At 61.1% G+C, this 13,780-nt stretch carries 16 protein-coding genes; 6 read left to right on the top strand and 10 right to left on the bottom strand.

Annotated elements, in window-relative coordinates; genetic code table 11:
• The first annotated feature begins 115 nt into the window (after positions 1-115).
• Positions 116-1,561, top strand: coding sequence for a hypothetical protein (locus QEO92_RS12510; RefSeq protein WP_227703245.1), 1,446 nt, complete (start codon positions 116-118; stop codon positions 1,559-1,561).
• Positions 1,562-1,592: 31 nt separating this feature from the next.
• On the opposite strand, the gene QEO92_RS12505 is transcribed toward QEO92_RS12510, so the two are convergent.
• From QEO92_RS12505 to lgt, 8 genes are all read right to left on the bottom strand, one after another.
• On the bottom strand, positions 1,593-1,850 hold the full coding sequence (locus QEO92_RS12505) for a hypothetical protein (RefSeq protein ID WP_037148011.1): 258 nt from the start codon (positions 1,848-1,850) through the stop codon (positions 1,593-1,595).
• A 114-nt stretch (positions 1,851-1,964) separates the two neighbouring features.
• The gene (locus tag QEO92_RS12500; RefSeq protein ID WP_407721243.1) at positions 1,965-2,468 is read right to left on the bottom strand and encodes a Kazal-type serine protease inhibitor family protein; all 504 of its coding nucleotides are present in this window, start codon (positions 2,466-2,468) and stop codon (positions 1,965-1,967) included.
• Positions 2,469-2,529: 61 nt separating this feature from the next.
• Positions 2,530-3,462, bottom strand: coding sequence for a ribose-phosphate pyrophosphokinase (locus tag QEO92_RS12495; protein ID WP_037148006.1), 933 nt, complete (start codon positions 3,460-3,462; stop codon positions 2,530-2,532).
• Positions 3,463-3,601: 139 nt separating this feature from the next.
• Entirely contained in the window at positions 3,602-4,363 is a 762-nt protein-coding gene (locus QEO92_RS12490; protein WP_227703243.1) for a hypothetical protein, read from the bottom strand.
• Between the two features lie 84 nt (positions 4,364-4,447).
• Positions 4,448-5,599: a M24 family metallopeptidase gene (locus QEO92_RS12485; RefSeq protein ID WP_227703242.1), complete on the bottom strand. Its 1,152-nt coding sequence runs from the start codon at positions 5,597-5,599 to the stop codon at positions 4,448-4,450.
• A gap of 1 nt (position 5,600) precedes the next feature.
• Positions 5,601-6,395 carry a peptidoglycan editing factor PgeF gene (pgeF, locus tag QEO92_RS12480; protein ID WP_227703241.1) on the bottom strand — a complete coding sequence of 265 codons (795 nt, stop codon included), beginning with the start codon at positions 6,393-6,395 and terminating at the stop codon, positions 5,601-5,603.
• A gap of 102 nt (positions 6,396-6,497) precedes the next feature.
• Complete coding sequence (locus tag QEO92_RS12475; protein WP_227703240.1) at positions 6,498-7,598, bottom strand: class I SAM-dependent methyltransferase; 1,101 nt, start codon at positions 7,596-7,598, stop codon at positions 6,498-6,500.
• Positions 7,599-7,615: 17 nt separating this feature from the next.
• Positions 7,616-8,443 carry a prolipoprotein diacylglyceryl transferase gene (lgt, locus tag QEO92_RS12470; protein ID WP_407722083.1) on the bottom strand — a complete coding sequence of 276 codons (828 nt, stop codon included), beginning with the start codon at positions 8,441-8,443 and terminating at the stop codon, positions 7,616-7,618.
• A 230-nt stretch (positions 8,444-8,673) separates the two neighbouring features.
• Between lgt and QEO92_RS12465 the strand changes: the two genes are divergently transcribed.
• The 5 genes from QEO92_RS12465 to QEO92_RS12445 all read left to right on the top strand — a co-directional run bounded on the left by QEO92_RS12465 (position 8,674) and on the right by QEO92_RS12445 (position 11,765).
• On the top strand, positions 8,674-8,928 hold the full coding sequence (locus tag QEO92_RS12465; RefSeq protein ID WP_037148646.1) for an accessory factor UbiK family protein: 255 nt from the start codon (positions 8,674-8,676) through the stop codon (positions 8,926-8,928).
• 34 nt (positions 8,929-8,962) lie between these two features.
• On the top strand, positions 8,963-9,763 hold the full coding sequence (locus tag QEO92_RS12460; protein ID WP_227703238.1) for a hypothetical protein: 801 nt from the start codon (positions 8,963-8,965) through the stop codon (positions 9,761-9,763).
• Between the two features lie 330 nt (positions 9,764-10,093).
• On the top strand, positions 10,094-10,594 hold the full coding sequence (locus QEO92_RS12455; protein WP_227703237.1) for a type III secretion system chaperone family protein: 501 nt from the start codon (positions 10,094-10,096) through the stop codon (positions 10,592-10,594).
• Positions 10,594-11,412 (top strand): pyrroline-5-carboxylate reductase, encoded by an 819-nt coding sequence (proC, locus tag QEO92_RS12450; RefSeq protein WP_227703236.1) that lies wholly within the window; start codon positions 10,594-10,596, stop codon positions 11,410-11,412. The genes QEO92_RS12455 and proC overlap by 1 nt, the downstream gene beginning before the upstream one ends.
• A gap of 11 nt (positions 11,413-11,423) precedes the next feature.
• Entirely contained in the window at positions 11,424-11,765 is a 342-nt protein-coding gene (locus tag QEO92_RS12445) for a tRNA-binding protein (protein WP_227703235.1), read from the top strand.
• Positions 11,766-11,788: 23 nt separating this feature from the next.
• Here QEO92_RS12445 and QEO92_RS12440 read toward each other — a convergent pair whose 3' ends face one another.
• Positions 11,789-12,370, bottom strand: a complete 582-nt coding sequence (locus QEO92_RS12440) for a DUF1349 domain-containing protein (protein ID WP_227703234.1) — start codon at positions 12,368-12,370, stop codon at positions 11,789-11,791.
• Between the two features lie 13 nt (positions 12,371-12,383).
• Positions 12,384-13,763 carry an ATP-binding protein gene (locus QEO92_RS12435; RefSeq protein ID WP_227703233.1) on the bottom strand — a complete coding sequence of 460 codons (1,380 nt, stop codon included), beginning with the start codon at positions 13,761-13,763 and terminating at the stop codon, positions 12,384-12,386.
• Between the last annotated feature and the right edge of the window lie 17 nt (positions 13,764-13,780).

Below are 13,780 nucleotides of genomic sequence, written 5' to 3'. Positions count from 1 at the left end.
TAATACAACAGGGTTTGGAGTGCAAGCTTTTCAGCCCGGAAAGGCGCTGGTTCAACTTGACTTCCCGAACCCATCTTCCAAATTGGCCTGTGATTGAACACGGGAAGGGCTGTGCATGAAAAGAACCTTGATCGCGACCGGTTTGGTAGCGGCATTTTCGATCTATTCCGTGCAAGCGGCGGAGATCGACGATCGGGGCGCCCGCATGCTCAAGGACAATCTGAGCCATTTCCTGCCGGATTCCGCGCGCAGCAGCGGCTTTCTGACTGTGAGGCCGGCCGGTGACCGTTACGAGGTCACCTACGACATCGCCAGGCTTATCGAGACGATCGACAAGAAGAATTTCACGGTCTCGGGCCTGACGCCGTTCACGCTCTTCGCGGCGCCACTCAATAATGGGCAGTGGAAGCTGAACAGCGACAGCAACATGAATTTCTCCGTGCAGGGCAGGGCGCCTGATGGGAAGCCGACCAGCCTGACCTATTCCGTCACGGACGCCGTGTTTTCCGGCATTTTCGATCCGGCAATCAGCTATCTGCGTTCGGGCGAGGCGACATCCGGTCCGATCCGCATGGTGTCGAAAAGCGGAACGGAAGAGATCGAAGCAAGCTTCGCGGGCATGAACTACTCCCTCGGAGCGACGAATAGCGCGACCGCCGGAGCTACGGATTTTCACGGCACAGGGTCGTTTTCGAGGTTCTACGAGCGGATCGCCACTCCACAGGCGTCTCCGGTGCAGATACGCGCCGAGAGCCTCGATTTCGACGTCGGCGTCGAAGGCGTGGTCGCGCAGAATATCCAGAAACTCGTCTCGTTCATGCTGGAACTGGTCAAGGATGAACGGCCCTCGGAAGCCGAGATCGCAGAGTTGAAGGAACTCATCCGCAGTGCGATGCCGTTCTTCACATCGCTTTCGGAGAAAATCGCGTTCAACAAGTTCACCGTGGCAAGTCAGGTCGGTGATATCGGGGTCGATAAGCTCAACTATACCCTGACGATGACGGAGCCCTCCGAGGCGACGCGCATCGGCGTCGGTCTCGGCGTGGAGAAGATTTCCACACCGTCCGGTCTTGTCCCGGAAGTCTATGCTCGGCTGGTGCCTGATATGGCCGAGATGGAAGTCGGGATCGCCGCTCTCAATTTCACGCGCTTTGTGGATACCTTGATGGAGATGGATCTGTCGAAGCCTGGACCATTGCCGGAGGCAGAAAGCGAGCGTCTGGGCAAGGCGATCCTCGATGACGGCCAGCTGACGATCGATTTTCCGAAAATCATTGCCAGATCGTCGCTCTACGATGTCGAGGCGTCAGGCGAGATCAGCGGCTACCCGGACCAGAAGGATCGCTACAATCTCGAAACCTCGATCCTCGCCCGCGATATCGACAGATTGATCCAGTATTTCCAGGGGGCTGCCAAGGTTGATCCGCAGTTCAACCAGGTTTCCTTCGCCATCATGATGGCAAAAGGCATGGCGAAAACGGAGCCGGACGGACGGCTGCGTTGGGATATCAGATTCGAGGACGGGAAGGCACTCAGCGTCAACGGGCAAGTGATCCAGTAAGGCCGATCCAGTAAAGCACCCGCCACTCGACCTAGCGCCGGGGCTCGCCACCCGGCGCATAGACGCTTTTCTGCTCGAAGCGGAACTTGTGGCCGCACTGGCCGCAACGCAGCATGTATTTGCGCGGATCGGTGGACGCGAACTCCGTGGAGAAGCCAAGCGGCAATTCATCGATATGGAAATCGCGATTGCTCTGCCGCTTGTCATCCGTTTCGGAGACTTCGGCAAAACCGGTGTTGCCGCATTGGGAACATTCGAGTTTTCGGGAATAGCGGTCGCGTGCGGCCATACGGAACTCCTTGGAAAGGCGCTTAACTAACCGAAGCCGCGCCGCAAAGCAAAACGCCGGAACAGCTGTCCCGACGTTTTGCTGATCATTTTTGCTGTTGTTCCTTGTCCGCTTTCAGCGGCGGCATTCGCCGGAAGCAACAACGCTAAACCCGGCATTGGCGGCTTCGCAGGCATTCGGAAAAGTCTGCGTCCGCGATCCACGCTGACCGCAGACCGGGCGGTATTCGCGCGTGCAGAAGCCGGACTGTTCAGGCCTTCCGGGACGATCCGGCCTGTCGGGACGACCAGGCTGGTTCCAATCCGGGCGATCGGGACGATCCGGACGGCCCTGCGGAGGAAGCGGTCCAGGCTGGCGACGGCATTCGCCGGAGCTTACGATACGGAAGCCGCGTCCGCGCGCCTGGCAGGCATTGCCGAAGGTTTCAAAGCGCCCGCCGCGCTCGCCGCAGACCGGCCGATATTCCATTGTGCACATTTGCGGTTGCGGCTCGGGTCGTGGAGGCCGCTGCGGAGGATAATAACCTCCGGGTCCCGGGCCGCCCTCGACGCAGCCTGAAAGCATCGGAATAAGCAGGAACAGGGCCAATCTCTTCGATTGTCCGGAAAAGGAAACCATAGCGACTCACTCCTCGTTGTACGCACGAGGAGCTTATCGGAACATGTTTTAACGAAAAAGGTCAGTCGAACAGGCTGGAGACGGACGATTCCATCGCCGTGCGGTTGATCGCTTCACCAAGCAGGCTGGCGGTGGTGATGACACGGATATTGGGAGCCGATTGCACCGCGGTCGTCGGCTGGATGGAGTCGGTGATTACCAGTTCGCGCAGCTTGGAAGCGGCGATACGGGCAACCGCGCCGCCCGACAGCACGCCATGGGTGATATAGGCCGTGACGCTGGTGGCGCCGTTCTTCAGCAGCGCCTCGGCAGCGTTGCAGAGCGTGCCGCCGGAATCGACGATGTCGTCGATCAGCAGACAGTCCTTGCCGGAGACGTCACCAATGACGTTCATGACTTCGGATTCACCGGCACGCTCGCGGCGCTTGTCGACGATGGCAAGCTGACATTCTATACGCTTGGCGAGCGCACGGGCGCGCACGACGCCGCCGACATCCGGCGAAACGACCATGACGTTGTTCAGGTCATAGTGTTCCTTGACGTCGCGGGCGAGGATCGGCACCGCGAAGAGATTGTCGGTCGGGATATCGAAGAAGCCCTGGATCTGGCCGGCATGCAGGTCGAGCGTCAGCACGCGGTCGGCACCGGCCTCGGTGATCAGGTTGGCGACGAGCTTGGCGGAAATCGGCGTGCGGGGGCCGGCCTTGCGGTCCTGGCGGGCATAGCCGAAATAGGGGAGGACGGCGGTGATGCGCTTGGCGGAAGACCGCCGGAACGCATCGATCATGATCAGCAGCTCCATCAGGTGGTCGTTGGTCGGAAAGGACGTGGACTGGATGACGAAAACGTCTTCCCCGCGTACATTCTCCTGGATTTCAACGAAGATTTCCTGGTCTGCAAATCGCCTTACACTGGCTTTTCCGACTGGAACATTGAGATAGCTGCAGATCGCGTCGGCGAGGTGCCGGTTCGAATTGCCTGCGAAAACCTTCATTGCGGTCCGCCTGTTTTGAAGCTGGATGCGGGCCTTTTACCGCCGCCGGCCCCGAATGCAATAGCGTTTTGCGCCTCACCACGGTTTTTTGTGAAGAAACTATGACCGGTTGCTTATGGAGCCACTAGAGCTTCAGGCCCTAGCCCCTCTGCGATTGCCGCCAGTTCAGATAGTCCTGAATGGTTTTGCTGGCGATCGCCTCCATGGTGGAAGCAGGTACCGCGGCCCATGGATCGGAGCCTTTGGCCGGCACGCTTTCCTGCCCTTGCATGCGATGCAACCGCGCGCCGGAATTGTCGAGGATATCCCAGACATAGACGATGGTGACCTTGCCGCCGTCGACGAAGGCGGAGAAGTAGCCCTTCAGGATATTCTCTGTGCCGGCATCGCCTGACGGGCGGATGGTCAGCCCGCTGGCGCGCGCCTCGGCGCCGAGCTGACGCGAAAGCGGTGTCACCGCCTGGACCGGCGCGCCGATGATCGGCAGGAAACGGATCGTGCTGGCGGAGGAACCTGGGGGCGGCAACGATGCCTGCCGGGGTGCCGCAGCCGTTGCTGGCTGTTGCGTCGCCTGCTCCTGTCCCTGTCCGTCCCATGGGGGCGGCGGGCCGGAGGAGGAGGGGGATACCGTATTGCCTGATTCCAGAGCGCGAGCCTGGGCTTCCAGCGTGTTCTGCGGTCCCGTTGCTCCGCCTTGGGCATAGGTGCTGCTACTATTATTATAGGTCTCCGGCTGCTGCGAGCGCGCCATCCGGTCCGCCTCGGCTTGTGTCACAGGCGTCGAAGCCCCGCCATTGCCCGTGCCCACGTTCGCCTGTGGCGTCAGGGCCTCCGTCGTGTTGCAAGAGGACAGAATTATGGCGAGCAGGGTGGCGGAAAATAATCTTCCGAAAAGCTGCATGCCCGCCTCCTGTCAAAGATTCCCTGTCACGAAAGCTTATTGGTCGCCTTCGGGACCTGTCAATTGCCAGATCAAAGCGGGAAATCAGCGCAAAATAAGGTCCAGACCGTGGCGCGAAAGCGGCTGCGGATCGGCACCCGTCGTCAGATAGGTGTGGCCGAGCGTCATGGCTGCACCGCTGTCGGAATCCATGATGATCATGTGCACGAAGAGGGTCATGTCGGGCAGGATCTCCTGCGGGTTGCCGACATGGAACATCTGGTGCTCCATCCACGAGGGCGAGAAACGGGCGCCGAGCGAATAGCCGCAGGCATTGAGGCGGTGGCGTGAGAGCCCGCGCTCGTCGAGGATCCGGGCATGCGTGTCGAAGACGTCGCCGAACGTGTGGCCGGGGCGCAGCACGCCCTCGATGGCCTGGATCGTCTCGAGGCAGGCTTTGTAAAGCTCCCGGTGGCGGAAGGACGGTTCGCCGACCATGATCGTGCGCATCATGGCAGCATGATAATGTGCCGCCGTACCGGCCCATTCAAGCGTCAATTGGTCGGTCGCGTCGAGTTTTCGACGGCCGGCTTTGTAGCGGCAGAGGAGCGCGTCGGCGCCCGACCCGATAATGAATTCGTTGGCCGGATAATCACCGCCGCCCAGGAAGATCGCGCCCTGCATCGCAGCGAGGATTTCCGCCTCGTCGCCGCCGGCCTTGATGAGAGGCAGCGCCGCATCGAGTGCATCATCCGCAAGTTCGGCGGCGCGCCTGGCGTAAGCGACCTCCGCCGGATTTTTGACGAGCCTGAGCGCGCTGACGAGATAGGAGGCATCGCTGATCTGGCCGAATGTGGAGAGTTGATTGTCAAGCAGGCGGGCGACCCTGCCGGTCATCCCGTGTGTGTCGTACTCGACGCCGATCTTCGCGCCGAGCAGATCCATGTCGCTCAACAGGTTCTTTAGGTCGAGCGTCGGATCAGCATTCACCCGGTCGACCCAGACGATGACATTCTCAATGATCGAGGTCTGACGCGCCTGGCGCAGGTCGGCCGAGCGGGTCAGCAGCGTCATCGTGCCATCGGCCTTGACCACCAGCGTCTGAAAGAAGCAGTAGCCGAAGGTATCGTAGCCGGTCAGCCAGTACATGCTTTCCTGGGCAAAAAGCAGCAGCGCATCGAGCTTTTCGGCGCGCATCTTCTCCGTCAGCCGCGCGAGGCGGTCAGCATATTCGCTTCTCTCGAAATGCAGAGCCATATCAATCCTCCCGAAGTGCAATGGCTGAAATCTGGCGGCCGTAATCCGGCTCTCTGGCGTGAGTCGTGCGGCGATAGGAAAAGAACCGTTCCGTATCCGGGTAAGTATCGAAGCCCAAATTTTCGGCGCGCACGCCTGCGGCCGTCAGCCGCCTGATCGTCAGCGACGGCAGGTCGAACATGGCATGTCCCGGCTTCGATGAGGGCATGAAGAATTCTTCGTATGCCGGGTCGAAGGCGAGGAAGCGCTCGACGAATTCGGGGCCGACTTCATAGCTCGTCGGGCCGATCGAGGGACCGAGCACCGCAGTGATCCTGTCGCGCATGGCGCCAAGGGAAACCATCGCTTCGATCGTGTTTTCAAGCACGCCGCCAAGCGCACCCTTCCAGCCGGCATGGGCCGCGCCGATCACGCCGCTCTCGCCGTCGGCAAACAGGATCGGCCCGCAATCGGCCGAAAGCACGCCGAGCGCCACGCCGGGGATCGACGTCACCATCGCATCCACCTGCGGCCGCTCGCCGGCATAGGTCTCGTCGACGATGAAGACGTCGGGTGAGTGGACCTGATGGACGGTTGCAAGCTTCTCGACCGGCAAACCGAACCAGGCGGCGACCCGCGCACGGTTCTCGATCACTCTCTCTCGGTGATCGTTCGAGCCGATGCCGACATTGAGGCCGGCATAAAGTCCTTCGGATACGCCGCCCTGACGGGTGAAGAAGCCATGGCGGATACGATTGCCGGCCATCTCGCTCAACAGGGGGCTCTCGATGGGCGTCGGCAAGGGGCTGTCCTGCATCGGCGTTGTCTATCCCGTTGATTTCAAGAGGTTTTCTGCAAGCGATGAAACTTGCGCGCTGCTTCGATTTAGGGCGAGAGTGGCGCAAGGAAAGGGCGGATGTCAATCCACCGGCCGGAACGGCATCAAATTCAAGGCCGGGCTGGAAACTGCGATCACCTTGAACAACTCTCCCATCTTGCCCGCACCTTCGCCCGCCAGCCGATCGACCGCGGCGGCAATCAGCCGCTGTTCGGATGGCGCCTTGTCCTTCGCAAGTGCCGTGGCGCGTTCGGCAAGGCCGAGGCCGTAGAGGAACTCGCCCTGGCGCAAGCCGCCGTTCAGGTGAACACCCATGGAAAGGGCGATCCTGGCCAGATCCTCGAAGTCCACGTGGCTCGTCAGGTCCGCCTCGCCCGGATGGGCGAGCGGTGGATCGAAATCGTGGTTGCGCACGGCCTGCAGCGTGTCTCCGAAGCCGGTGACCATATGGCCGTAGTCGATGATCAGCGCGGTTCCGCCAAACGTCTTCAGCCGGTCGCAGAGCGTCTGCATGACCGCCTGGCGTGCCGGCGCCAGTTCGAAGACCGTGCCGTCGGGAGCGGAGGCCATTGACGATGGCAGAAGATCGGGATCGAGCGTCGCGACGCCGGCGGCGAAGGTGAGTTCACCGTCGGCATTCAGGCCGACAAGACGCTCGCGGAAGCCGGTCGGTGTTTTGACGAACTGGCGGATCGGGATCGCGTCGAAGAGTTCATTCGCGGCGATCAGCGTAAAACCTTCCGGCACATCTTCGAAACTGTCGTGCCAGGTAACCTTGGTGGAATAGGCCTCCAGCGTCACGCGCTGCACGCCGCGAAGCCTTTCGCTGGTCTCGACCAGATGAACATTCAGGCCTTCGAAGAGCAGGGGGGCGATGCGTTTGATCACCCGCAGCATATCGGCCATCATCGTGCCGCGGCCGGGCCCGACCTCGACCAGCCGGACGGCTGCCGGGCTGCCATGGCGCTGCCAGGCATGCACGACGAAGATGCCGATCATCTCGCCGAAAAGCTGGCTGATCTCCGGTGCGGTGATGAAATCGCCATGCCGGCCGAAAGGCTCGCGGCTGCGGTAATAGCCATATTCCGGATCGGCGAGGCAGAGCGCGAAATAATCGGTGACGCTGATCGGGCCGCTCGCCCGGATGAGGTTCTTTATCTTGTCTGTAAGGGGCGTGCTCACGGCCGTGCGCCTCCGCCTCAAACCTGAGCAGACGCAGACGCGGCCGCCGCGCGTGCCCGGGCGACGGCCCAAAGGCCGACAGCGATCATCGGCAGCGACAGCACCATGCCCATCGTCAGCCAGTTCGTGCCGAGCAAGTAGCCGAGTTGGGCATCCGGCTCCCGGAAGAACTCCACGAAAATACGGCAGAGAGCATATCCGACGACGAAGGTGCCGCAGACCGTGCCAGGGGCCTTCAGCGCCTTGAAGCCGAAAATCATCAGCGCCAGCACCAGAACGAGCACGATTCCTTCGAGGCCCGCTTCGTAAAGCTGGCTTGGATGGCGCGCGAACGGCCCTCCGGTCGGGAAGACGACGGCCCAGGGCATGTCGCTCAATCGTCCCCAAAGCTCGCCGTTGATGAAGTTGGCGATGCGGCCGAAGAAGAGTCCGAAAGGCACGACGGCAGCCACCGTATCGAACATGCTCCAGACCGGAATGCCATTGCGGCGGGCAAAGAAGATCATGGCGATCGTCGCGCCAAGGAAACCGCCGTGGAAGGACATGCCACCGTTCCAGATCTCGATTGCCCGAATCGGATTCTGCAAAACGGCAGCGAAATCGTAGAAGAGCACGTAGCCGATGCGGCCGCCGAGCACGACGCCGACAGCGACCCAGACCAGGAAGTCGTCGAGGTGGGCAATGGTGATCGGAGACTGACCATCCTTCCAGAGCGAGCCGTTTGCCGCCAGACGGCGCGCATAGAGCCAGCCGAGCAGGATGCCGGCGACATAGGCCAGACCGTACCAATGAATGGCCAGCGGGCCGATGGAGAAGGCCACCGGATCGATGTTCGGGAACGGCATCAGGGCGAAAAGATGTAGTGCTTCGTACAAGTTATCGGGTTCTCAACCTGTTCATATCGTCGCGGAACATGGCGTTGCGGCCATCGCCGGTCAAGGCGAATCTCAGCAAGCGCCCGTGCCGGCGGTGGATGACGCTTGCAACGGGTCGCGGCAGGCCCTACTTCATCTTCATGGACATTTTCGGGCCGCGCTTTCGTAGAGTGGGCGGCCAGACATACGGGAGTAAGATCATGTCAACCGGCACGAACCGCATTCTCGACGATTTCGCGCGGCTGATGACCGATGCCGCGGGAGCCGCGCAAGGCGTGCGCAAGGAGTTCGAGACAGCCTTCCACGCGCAGGCCGAGCGCTTCCTGAACAATATGGACGTGGTCAAGCGTGAGGAATTCGAGGCCGTCCGCGAAATGGCCGCCCGCGCCCGCGACGAAAACGAGGCCTTGAAAGCCCGTATCGAGGCGCTGGAGGCGAAGCTTTCGGGGCAATGAGACCGGTACCGTTTATGAGGGCGGGGGCATTGGAATGGACAAAGCGGCCGTCATCAACGATATCGCTGCCGCCCTCAGAAACGAACCGACGATCACAGCGCTGTTCTTAAGCGGCAGCTACGGCGCCGGAATCGAGGACGCATATAGCGACATCGACTTCCTGGCGGTTTCCCACGATGGTCCCACGGATGAATTCGCCGCCCTCTGGCGCGAAGCCGTCGGCAAGACGGGCGAAATCGTCCTCTGGCGGGACCGGCAGGTCAAACCCACGCTGATCAACGCCATCACGGCCGATTGGCTGCGTATTGACGTTGACATCATCAATCCCGATCAAACGGCCCGGCGAAACGCCGGCGGGTTGAAGGTCGTGTTCGATCACGGCCGGATTTTGGAAACCTTGCAGCTGCCTCCATCAGGGACGGGTCCCAATCCGGCGCGCATGAAATGGCAGTTCGAGGAATTCATCCGGATTTTCGGGCTGCTGCCGCTCGCGATCGGCAGAGGGGAATATCTGAACGGGATCACCGGCATCTTCCATCTCAGGAATCTTCTCATCGAGCTTCTGATAGAAGAGACAGCCGCTCCCAATCGGGGAGGGGCTCTGCATCTGAACAGGCTGATCACCGAGGAGCAAAAGCAGGTCCTCGCCGGGTTGCCTCTGCCTTCCCCGACGAAAGAGGCGATCATTTCAGCCAATCTTGCCTATGCGGATGCGTATCTGCCGCGGGCACGCAGGGTGGCGACGAAGATCGGCGTGGAATGGCCCGAGCGGTTCGAAGCGGCAACATGGGCTCACCTCAAGCACACGTTGGGGATCGAGCTTTCCGACACCTGATCCAACCTCGCCATTGAAAAAATCCTCCCCTGTGGACACTGGCAAAAAAGTCAGTCGCCAGAGTCGGTTATGACTCCGTTCTGATCCCGGACGCGAAGAAGTTTCCAAGCGGAATTGAGTAAAATCGAGTGAAAGGGGCTGCCAGTCCGACTCCGTCTAGGTACACTGATTTTAAACGATGATTCGAAACGGGTTGGTAAGCTCCAGACAGGGTGACTGCGTTATTCTGGAGATGTCGGGCGATCATCGAACGTGTTGTTCCCGGTCATTGTTCGCGTGTTTTGGCGTTTTCGCACGAATCCGCAATCATCCCGGTCAAGAAGGTGCCGCATGAGCCTTATGGAATTGGAAATCGAACGTCAGTCGAATCCGGTCGACATGATCGAGTTCGTCGCAGCCTCGAACGACTGGACGTTCGAACGGTCGGGCGAAGATGAAATCGCCATGACCGTGGAAGGGCGCTGGGCCGACTACCACGTTTCCTTCTCCTGGATGGAAGAATTCGAGGCACTGCATCTGGCCTGCGCCTTCGATTTCAAGATTCCCGACATACGCGTCAATGAAGTCATTCGCCTGCTCTCGCATATCAACGGGCAGGTGCTGATGGGCCATTTCGACCTGTGGCGTCAGGAAGACGTCATCATCTTCCGGCAATCTTTGCTGCTGGCCGGCGGTGCGGAGCCGAACAATCAGCAGGTGGAAGTGCTGCTGTCGAGCGCGCTGGAAGCCTGCGAGGCCTATTATCAGGCCTTCCAGTTTGTCGTATGGTCGGGCATGGAAGCGAAAGCGGCCATGGATGCCGTTCTGTTTGAAACCGTAGGCGAAGCCTGATGACCTTGGTCCAGCTCGGATCGATCCTTCTCATCGGCGCCGGCAACATGGGCGGCGCGATGCTTTCCGGCTGGCTGAAGAACGGCGTGCCCGGCGCTTCCGTCACGGTTGTCGATCCGTCGCCGTCGGAGGCGATGAAGGCGATCATTTCCGATGCCGGCGCGCGTCATTTCACCGCCCTGCCGGAAAGGTTTTCGGCCGATATCCTGTTCCTTGCAGTCAAGCCGCAATTGATGGATGCGGTCCTGCCGCCGTTGAAGCCGGCTGTCGGTCCGGGGACAGTCGTGGTCTCCGTCGCTGCCGGCAAGACACTGTCCTATCTTCAAAGCCACCTTGGCGATGCGGCGATGGTGCGCGCCATGCCGAATACGCCGGCGATGATCGGCCGCGGCGTTACCGGTGCCTATGCCAATCCCAAGGTCAGCGATGCCCAGCGAGAGGCGGTGCAGTCTCTGCTCAAGGTCAGCGGGCCCGTGGAATGGGTGTCGAGCGAAGCGGATATCGATGCAGTGACCGCCGTTTCTGGCAGCGGTCCGGCCTATGTGTTCTATCTCGTGGAGTGCATGGCTGAGGCGGGCCGCAAAGCCGGCCTGCCGGCGGACCTCGCCATGCGGCTTGCGCGGGAGACTGTCTCGGGGGCTGGTGAGCTTCTGCACCAGTCCCCCGAAGACGCTTCGAAACTTCGTCAGAACGTCACATCGCCGGGCGGCACGACGGCGGCAGCGCTTGCAGTGCTGATGGCCGAAGACGGCATGCAGCCGCTGTTCGACAAGGCGATCGCCGCGGCCCGCAAGCGGGCCGAAGAACTCGGAAGCTGAGCGAAGGTGTCATGGCAGAAGAGATCACCTACGGCGATTTCGAGAAAGTCGATATCCGCGTCGGAACGATCATCGAGGCGGAGCCGTTTCCGGAAGCCCGCAAGCCGGCGTTCAAGCTGAAGATCGATTTTGGCCCCGAAATCGGCGTCAAGAAATCCTCGGCGCAGATCACGGTGCATTATACGCCGGAGATGCTGGTTGGCCGGCAGGTGCTCGGTGTCGTGAACTTTCCGCCGCGGCAGATCGGCCCGTTCCGCTCCGAGGTGCTGACCCTCGGTTTCGAGGACGAGAAGAGCGCGATCGTGCTTGCCGCCGTCGAACAGCCGGTGCCGAACGGCAAAAGGCTGATGTAGGACGGATCTCGCGCGGCGACCCTTCAGTGAATATCGCGGCTTTTGACGTCGGTCAGGCTGAAGGACCGGAATTCCACCTCGAAACCTTCCCGCTGCGGCGAGCAGAAGGTCATACCGACGGAAAGCTCCGAAAGAGTCGGGGGGAAATAAGCCAGCCGCGCCATCCGCCAATCCGGCCGGCTATCCGTGCGGTATTGGATGAAAAGCGCGTCGCCCATGCGGGTAACGCGGACGAAAATTTCTTCAAAATCCTCATCGAGACGGAAGGCGGACCAATCGGAATGACCGTTGGTGACGACTGTGCTGAAATGGCGGGCACCGTCGGTGAATTCGATGCCGCATTTCATCCAGTGCTTTTCGTCATGGCGGAGCATCAGGCCCGCCTGATCGTAGAGTGCTTCATAGCGCCCCACGAAGGATGTCTCTGCGGTGAAATCGCCAAGGCGGTGCCGGTAGAGAAAATGGCCATCGTCATGATGGAAACCGTAATAAGTCTCCTGCCAGAAATCGGTCTCCGGGCCGGAGCGGGCGATCAGCCGGTCGCCGTTTTTGCGGACTTCCGGCGGCGGGTTCAGCCATTGCATGTCGGAAAGATCGACTGGCATCCGTTTCTCCCGTTCAAGCCGGTATCCGCACGACGGCTCGCAGGCCGCCCTGTGGGCTTTCGGCAAGTGTGACGTTGCCGCCATGGGCACGGGCGATGTCGCGGGCGATGGCGAGACCCAGGCCCGTGCCGGAGGCGTTCAGGTTGCGCGCCTCGTCGAGCCGGTAGAAGGGCTTGAAGACGTCTTCGCGGGCTTCGGGCGGAACGCCGGGGCCGTCATCGTCGAGGGTGAGCGTCAGCCATTTGGCGCTATGCCTCGCGTCGACATGCAGATTGTCGGCGTAGCGTTCGCTGTTTGAGACGAGATTTCCGACGAGCCTGGCGAAGGCATTGGGGCGCACTGCGATCTCGTCCTCCCCCTCGATCTCATAGGTCATGGTCTTGCCCTGCAAAGCAAAGTCCGACTGCAGTTTTCCCAGGAGTTCGCTCAGCCGCAGTTCGCCGAAATCTTCCTCGGCCTGGCTTTTGGCGAAGGCCAGATAGCCTTCCAGCATCGACTGCATGTCCTCCACATCCTGGCTCATGCCGGCAAGCTCCGGCTTGTCGCCGGCAAGCGCCAACTGGAGCCGGAAGCGGGTCAGGATGGTCCGGAGATCATGGCTGATGCCGGCAAGCATGGTCGTGCGTTGCTCCATCTGCCGCTCGATCCGCTCGCGCATCTGGATGAAGGCGAGACCGGCGCGGCGGATCTCGTCGGCGCCGCGCGGTGAGAAACCCTCGGTGCTCTGGCCCTTGCCGAAACTTTCGGCAGCCTGCGCGAGCTTCAGGATCGGCCGGATCTGGCCGCGCAGGAAGAGAATGGAAATGCCCACCAGCACCAGGGCAGTGCCGATCATCCAGACCAGGAAGATATGCGTGTTCGAGGCATAGGTGGAGCCGCGGCGGGCAAAGACCCGCAATACGCGGCTGTCGAACTTGACGCGGATCTCGACGAGCCGGCTGTCGCCCACCGTATCGATCCAGAAGGGCATCTGGATCTGGCGATTGATCTGATCGGCAAGCACGTTGTCTAGCAGGGAGAAGAAGGGGCGCGGGCGTGGCGGCGGCAACTGGCCGTTTTCTTCCACCGCAATCGTGAGATTGAGAGCGTTGCCGGCAATGCCGGTGATCGCATCGTAATTGCTGTCCTGCGGATAACTCTTGATGACTTCGATAATGCTGGCGATGTCCCGGACGGTGCCTTCCGAAAGGCGTTCGGTGACCATGCGCCAGTGCCGTTCCATGAAGACGGCGGCGACTACCGTCTGCAGGAGCAGCATGGGCAGGATGACGATGAGCAGCGAGCGGGTGTAGAGACCGGTCGGCAGGCGCCGTCGCAGCCATCGGGTCAGCGGACGCCAGCCGGGAAGGGTGAACCGGTCCATGTCGCGCTTCAGGGTGCCGAAAAGTGCCATCCTGCCTTCCGTCCGTG

Source organism: Neorhizobium petrolearium, from assembly GCF_029854435.1.
Classification (GTDB): domain Bacteria; phylum Pseudomonadota; class Alphaproteobacteria; order Rhizobiales; family Rhizobiaceae; genus Neorhizobium; species Neorhizobium petrolearium.
Note: the sequence above shows the minus strand (reverse complement) of the source record. Positions and strands in the feature narration are given on the sequence as shown.